The organism is bacterium, from assembly GCA_030654305.1.
GTDB lineage: Bacteria > Krumholzibacteriota > Krumholzibacteriia > LZORAL124-64-63 > LZORAL124-64-63 > PNOJ01.
The window spans coordinates 1-5,412 of sequence record JAURXS010000419.1 but is presented as its reverse complement, the minus strand read 5'-3'; the positions used below and the strand labels follow the sequence as shown (position 1 = coordinate 5,412).

Annotated in this window: 5 protein-coding genes; all 5 read right to left on the bottom strand. The window is 73.8% G+C overall.

Annotated features, from left to right (window positions below):
- Nucleotides 1–1,106 (bottom strand): hypothetical protein (locus Q7W29_12205; protein ID MDO9172579.1); only part of this gene is annotated, 1,106 nt, incomplete at its 3' end.
- A gap of 1 nt (nt 1,107) precedes the next feature.
- Nucleotides 1,108–1,989, bottom strand: a complete 882-nt coding sequence (locus Q7W29_12200) for an NAD(+)/NADH kinase (protein ID MDO9172578.1) — start codon at nt 1,987–1,989, stop codon at nt 1,108–1,110.
- 15 nt (nt 1,990–2,004) lie between these two features.
- On the bottom strand, nt 2,005–3,903 hold the full coding sequence (gene dxs / locus Q7W29_12195) for a 1-deoxy-D-xylulose-5-phosphate synthase (protein MDO9172577.1): 1,899 nt from the start codon (nt 3,901–3,903) through the stop codon (nt 2,005–2,007).
- A gap of 117 nt (nt 3,904–4,020) precedes the next feature.
- Nucleotides 4,021–4,929: a polyprenyl synthetase family protein gene (locus Q7W29_12190; protein MDO9172576.1), complete on the bottom strand. Its 909-nt coding sequence runs from the start codon at nt 4,927–4,929 to the stop codon at nt 4,021–4,023.
- Nucleotides 4,926–5,412 (bottom strand): bifunctional 5,10-methylenetetrahydrofolate dehydrogenase/5,10-methenyltetrahydrofolate cyclohydrolase (locus tag Q7W29_12185; GenBank protein ID MDO9172575.1); only part of this gene is annotated, 487 nt, incomplete at its 5' end. The genes Q7W29_12190 and Q7W29_12185, both read right to left, overlap by 4 nt.

Here is a 5,412-nt window from a genome sequence, read left to right as displayed (position 1 = left end):
CGCAGCCGGCGCAGGTCGGAGCAGGCCTGCGCCAGCACCCGTCCGGACTCCTGCAGGGCGGCTTCCAGATCGGCCAGATCGTCGTCGGCGGCTTCCTGGCGGGCCACGCGGTCGTGCAGGCGCACCAGCAGGTCGTCCAGTTCGGCGACGTCGCAGCGGTACTTGCGCTGCAGGTCCTGGTACAGCTGGGCCCGCCGCTCGAGCTCCTCGAGATCCTCCGGATCGGCGTCGAAGCCATCCAAAAAACGTTCGAGGACCCGGGCCGCTTCGCCGGCCAGGTCCGCGGCGGCGTGCAGGCTCTCCAGGGCGCCGGCCAGGCGGCTGCTGCGGCCCGACTGGCGCTCGAGTTCGCGGGCGGCGCGGGCCAGGCGGACGACGGCGCCGCGGTCCTCGTCGGTCACCGCCTCGAGGGCGGCGGCGGCCGCGGACTGGAGTTCCGCCGCGTGCCGGGCGACGGCCAGGGACTCGGCGATCTCCTCCTGCTCGCCGACGCGCAAGCCCGCCGCCGCCAGTTCGTCGCGCTGGTAGCGCCACAGCGTCAGCTGCTCGCGGCCGGCCTGGACGTCGCGCCGCCGCTCGGCCAGTTCCGTGCCGGCCCGCTGCCAGACCGCCCAGGCCGCCTTGACGGCGGCGCGTTGCGCCATGCCGCCGGCGAGATCGTCCAGCAGGTCGCGGGCGTGGCCCGAGCGCTCCAGCTCCCGTTGCTGGTCCTGGCTCTGCACCGAGATCAGCAGCGGCCCGACTTGATCCAGCACTTGAAGAGAAGAGAGAATCCCGTTGATCAACACACGGTTGCGGCCGGCACGGCGCAGTTCGCGACGGACCACCAGGATGCCGTCGGAGCCCGGCAGCACGCCGGCTTCGCGCAGGCGGGCCAGCGTCCGGGGACGCTCGGCGAGGTCGAAGACGCCCTCGACGTAGGCCTCGTCCTCGCCCTCGCGCACCAGGTCCTTGGGCACCGGCGCACCGGCCAGCACCGACAGCGCGCCGGCGATCATCGACTTGCCGGCGCCGGTCTCGCCGGTCAGCATGGTCAGGCCCGGCCCGACCGCCAGGACGAGGTCGTCGACCAGACCGAACTGGGAGATGCGCAGGGAGGCCAGCATCTCATTCTCCGGTGGACCGGCGCTGGATGGCGCCCCACTGGAGCTTGTGGCGCATGGCGAGGAAGAAGTCGCTGTGGGGGAACTTGACGAGCCGCACGGGGTGCTCGCCGCGCGCGTAGTGGATGACGTCGCCGCTGGCCACCGAATAGGCGGCCTGCCCGTCCGCGGTCAGGGTCGCGCCCTGCCCCACGTCGGCGAAGCGCAGCTCGACGGTCTTGTCCTCGGGGATGAGCAGGGGGCGGATCGCCAGGCTGTGCGGGCAGATCGGCGTCACCACGAAGCCGCGCACGCCGGGGTGCACGATCGGGCCGCCTGCCGACAGGTTGTAGGCCGTGGAGCCCGTCGGTGTACTGACGATCAGGCCGTCGCCGAGGAAGCGGCCCAGGGTCACCTGGTCGATGCGCATCTCCATCAGCAGGGCGCGCGGCACGGGGCCCATGTTGACGACGAGGTCGTTGAGGGCCTCCAGCTCGACGATGTCCCGGCCGTCGCGACGGACCCGGCCGCGGATGCGCGTGCGCTCGGTCACCGAGTAGGCGCCGGCGAACAACTGGTCCAGGCTCGCGACGAGCTCGGCCGACGGGACGTCGGTCAGGTAGCCCAGCGAACCCAGGTTGATCCCGAGCAGGGGCGTGGCGCGGTGGCCGATCGTGCGGGCCGCGCGCAGCATGGTGCCGTCGCCGCCGAAGGCGACGACGACGTCGCAGCGGTCGGGCAGTTCCTCTTCCCCGACGATCGTGACGCCGGGGGCGAACTCCGCGAGGTCGGAGGCGGCCAGCAGCGGCACGCCCGCCCGACGGCAGCACGCCGCCGCCTCGGCCACGGCCGCCGCGATCTCCGGTTTGCCCGGATTGCCGAAAAGACCCAGCTTGCGGATCGGCATGGCGGTCCCGTCGTCTCAGGTGGCCGCGCGGGCCCGTCCCGTGCGGCAGCGCAGCCGGACGCGGTCCGCGATGGCCGCCGCGTCGAGGCCGACGCCGTGCAGGATCACGTCCCGCGAAGCCTGGTCGAGGAAGCGGTCGGGCAGACCGAGCGTCATCACGTCGGGCATCTCGTCGCCGCCCCGCGCGGCCGCCCACTCCAGCACCGCGGCGCCCGCGCCGCCGACGACGGTGTTCTCCTCCACCGTGACCGCGAGGACGCCGGGGAGCAGGATGCGCTGCAGCAGGTCGGCGTCCAGGGGCTTGATGAACCGCAGGTTCACCACCCCGACGGACAGGCCCGCGGCTTCCAGGCGCACCGCCGCCTCGCGGCAGGGCGCCACCATGCTGCCGACGGCGAGCAGCCAGGCGTCGCGCCCCTCGCGCAGGACCTCGGCGCGCCCGATCTCCAGGGGCTGGGCCGAGTCCGGCAGCGGTTGGCCGGGCCCGGCGCCGCGGGGGTAGCGCAGCGCGCTGGGCCCGTCGTCGCGGGCCAGACCCGTGGCGAGCATGCGCCACAGCTCCGGCTCGTCCTTCGGCGCCATCAGCACGAGGTTGGGCACCGTCCGCAGGTAGCTGAGGTCGAAAACGCCGTGGTGGGTGGGCCCGTCCTCCCCCACGATCCCGCCGCGGTCGATGGCGAAGACCACCGGCAGCTTCTGCAGCGCCACGTCGTGGATGACCTGGTCGTAGGCCCGCTGCAGGAACGTGGAGTAGACCGCGACCACGGGTCGCATGCCGGCGCACGCCAGGCCGGCGGCGAAGGTGACGGCGTGCTGCTCGGCGATGCCCACGTCGAAGAAGCGGTCGGGGTAGCGATCGCGGAACGCCTTGAGACCCGTGCCTTCGGGCATGGCCGCGGTGATGGCCACGACCCGCGGGTCGGCGGCCGCCGCCTCCAGCATCGCGCGGCTGAAGACGTCGGTGTAGCTGGGCGTCGACGCAACCGTCGGCTTGAGCCCCTCGGCCTTGTCGAACTTGCCGACGCCGTGGTAGCGGGCCCGGTCCTCCTCCGCGAAGGCGTAGCCCTTCCCCTTCTGCGTCACGACGTGGACCAGCACGGGTCCCTTGAGCTTGCGCACCGCCTGCAGGGTCTGCACCAGCAGCGGCAGGTCGTGCCCGTCGATGGGGCCGAAGTAGGTGAACCCCAGCTCCTCGAACAGGATGGTCGGGACGACGACCTGCTTCAGGCCCTCCTTGATCCGGCTGGCCAGCTTCTGGGCGAGCTGGCCGCGGGGCAGCTTGCCCAGCATGTTCCAGAGGTCGGCCTCGAAGCGCGTGTAGACCTGGCCGGACGTGATCTGCGTCAGGTACTTGGCGATGGCCCCGACGTTCGGCGAGATGCTCATCGCGTTGTCGTTCAGGATCACGATGAGGTCCGACTGCAGCTGGCCGGCGTTGTTGAGACCTTCGTAGGCCAGCCCGCCGGTCAGGGCCCCGTCCCCGATGACGGCGATGACGGACTCGTCGCGCCCGTTCAGGTCCCGGGCCTTGGCGAAGCCCAGGGCGGCGCTGATCGAGGTGCTGGCGTGGCCGACGCCGAAGTGGTCGTGGACGCTCTCGCAGCGCTTGGGGAAGCCGCTGACGCCCGCTTCCTGGCGCAGGGTCCCGAAGTCGGAGCGCCGCCCCGTCAGCAGCTTGTGCCCGTAGGCCTGGTGGCCGACGTCCCAGATGATCTTGTCGTGGGGCGAGCGGAAGACGTGGTGCAGCGCCACGGTGAGCTCGACCACCCCGAGGCTGGCTCCGAGGTGGCCCCCGGTGGAGGCCACCGTCGTGATGATCTCGTCGCGCAGCTCGGCGCACACCGCTTCCAGCTGGGCGGGCGACAGGCCGGCCAGGGCGTCGGGGAGTTCGATCTTGTCGAGGATGCGCGTCATCGTTCCCGTCGGCCGGCGGAGCGGCCCTGGCTGGGGTGGCGCCGCCCGGACGGGGTCCGGGCGCGGGCAGGGACAGAACATAGCCCGGCCCAGGTGCGGGCCGCAACACAAGGATGGTCAGCGATCTCGTTCCCAGAGCAGGCGGACCAGGGCCAGCAGCCGCGCGCCTTCCGGCCCGGGCGGCAGCAGCCGCTGCAATTCGCGGGTGCCGCGCCGGCCGAGGCGGGCGGTGCGGGCCCGCGCCGCTTCAGCGCCCTCCAGGCGTACCCAGGTGGCCTTGTCCTGGTCCGCGTCCTTGCCGGCGGTCTTGCCCAGGGACGCGGTCGAGCCCTCGACGTCGAGCAGGTCGTCGGCCGCCTGGAAGGCCAGCCCCAGCACGCGCCCGGCGCGGTCGGCGTCCGCCGCCGCGGCGGCGTCGCGCCCGGCCAGCAGGGCGCCCATGGCCAGGGGGGCGCCGATGAGCCGGGCGGTCTTGCCCGCGTGGATGCGCCGGATCAGGGCGGCCGTCAGGTCGCGGCCGGCCGCGTCGAGGTCCTCCTGCTGGCCGCCCACCATGCCGGACGGACCGGCCGCCGCGGCGGCGATCCGCACGAGGTCGGCCCCGCGCCGCGGGATCCCGGCCAGGATCTCGAACGCCAGGGCCTGCAGGCCGTCACCGGCCAGGATGGCGGTCGCCTCGTCGAAGGCGACGTGGCAGGTCGGGCGGCCGCGGCGCAGGTCGTCGTCGTCCATCGCCGGCAGGTCGTCGTGGACGAGCGAGTAGGTGTGGATCATCTCGAGGGCCACGGCCGCGGCCAGCGCCTCGTCGCGCGGGGACGCCCGCCGCGTGCGCAGGGCGTCGTAGGTCCACAGCAGCAGCAGGGGCCGCAGGCGCTTGCCGCCGCCGAGCAGAGAGTGGGCCATGGCCTGCCGCAAGCGCGGCGGGAAGCCGGGAGCCGGGGCCAGGCGCCGGCGCAGGGCCGCCTCGACCAGGCGGCGATCGGCAGCCAGCGCCGCGGCCAGATCGGCGTCAAGCGCGGCGTTCACGCGCGGGCCGCCCGTCGGGCCGCGGCCTCGTAGGTGTTGCGCATCAGCATGGCGATGGTCATCAGGCCGATCCCGCCGGGCACCGGCGTGTAGGCCGCCGCCCAGCCGTCGAGGACCTCGGGGGCGACATCGCCGACGAGGCGATGGCCCTTGTCGGAGCCCGGGTCGTCGACCCGGTTGATGCCGACGTCCACGACCACGGCCCCGCGCGCCACGTGGCGCCGGTCCAGGAACCCCGGCGATCCCAGGGCGGCGACCACGACGTCGCAGCCCGAGACGACGGCCGGCAGGTCCGGGGTGCGCGAGTGGCACAGGGTGACGGTGGCGTCTCCCCCGGCGCCCTTGCGCGACAGGAGCATGGCCAGGGGGCGGCCCACGATCACGCTGCGCCCGACCACCGCCACGTGGCGGCCGGCGACGTCGATCCCGTAGTGCTCGAGCAGCACCGACACCCCCAGCGGCGTGCAGGGCACGATCCCGGCC

Bases quoted from the DNA above. Each gene is read 5' to 3' on its own strand.
- dxs (MDO9172577.1), bottom strand. From the start codon at position 3,903: ATGACGCGCATCCTCGACAAGATCGAACTCCCCGACGCCCTGGCCGGC.
- Q7W29_12200 (MDO9172578.1), bottom strand. From the start codon at position 1,989: ATGCCGATCCGCAAGCTGGGTCTTTTCGGCAATCCGGGCAAACCGGAG.